1 protein-coding gene is annotated in these 887 nt (G+C 73.5%); it reads right to left on the bottom strand.

Annotated features, from left to right (window positions below; all coding sequences use genetic code 11):
• The coding region (locus tag APM_RS12635) for an MFS transporter (protein ID WP_007423765.1) at positions 1-887 on the bottom strand (887 nt) is incomplete at both ends.

Genomic DNA, 887 nt, shown 5'->3' with positions numbered 1-887 from the left:
TGCCGAGCGTGGCCGCGATCCCGCCGATCAGGAACACGCTGGCATAGCCGGTGCGGTCGGCCAGCAGGCCGACGACCGGGCCCGTCGCGCCATAGGCCAGGTCCTGGAACGCGGCGAATCCGCCGATCGCCGTGCCGCGCAGATGCGGCTCCACCCGGCGGATCGCTTCCTTGCCCATCGAGGGAAACACCATCGAGCAGCCGAGCCCGGTCAGCAGGGCGCCGAGCAGCGCGACCCATGCCTCGGGCGCAAGCCAGATCAGATATTGTCCCGTGGCTTCGACCAGCAGCGACCCCGCCGCCACCGCGGTGCCGCCGACCCGGTCCGGCAGGTCGCCGAAGGCGAGGCGCATCAGCACGAAGCCGATTCCGAAACAGGTCAGCCCAAGCCCGGCGCCCGGCCAGCCCTTGCTCAGGAAGTCGAGCGACATGAAGGCGCCGAGCGCGGCGAATCCGATCCCCTGCAGCCCGACCGCGGCACCCGGCAGCGCGATGCGCCGCACCACCCGCCAGAGCGGCTGCCGCTGTCCCGGCGTCGGCGGCGCGTCGGGAAAGCGGAACGCGATGGCGGCGCCCAGCACCGACAGGAGGGTGCAGGTTGCCATCAGCCCGGCAAAGCCGAGCGCGCGGAACAGCGCGAGGCCGAGCGGCCCGCCGACCGCGAGCGCGCCATACATCCCCGCGCCGACCAGCGCGATCACCTTGCCCGAGCGGGCATGGCCCATCAGCCCGATGCCCCAGCCGATCATGCCGACCGCGACCTGGCTTTCCCCGACGCCGAGCAGCGCCCGCCCGGCGAGCAGCACGGCGAAGCGGAGATGCGGCGTGGCCGGCACGGCGGCGGCCATGCAGATCGCGCTCGCCACGGTGTAGACGCCGAGGCCGCGC

Source organism: Acidiphilium sp. PM (assembly GCF_000219295.1).
GTDB classification, from domain to species: domain Bacteria; phylum Pseudomonadota; class Alphaproteobacteria; order Acetobacterales; family Acetobacteraceae; genus Acidiphilium; species Acidiphilium multivorum.
Note: the sequence above shows the minus strand (reverse complement) of the source record. Positions and strands in the feature narration are given on the sequence as shown.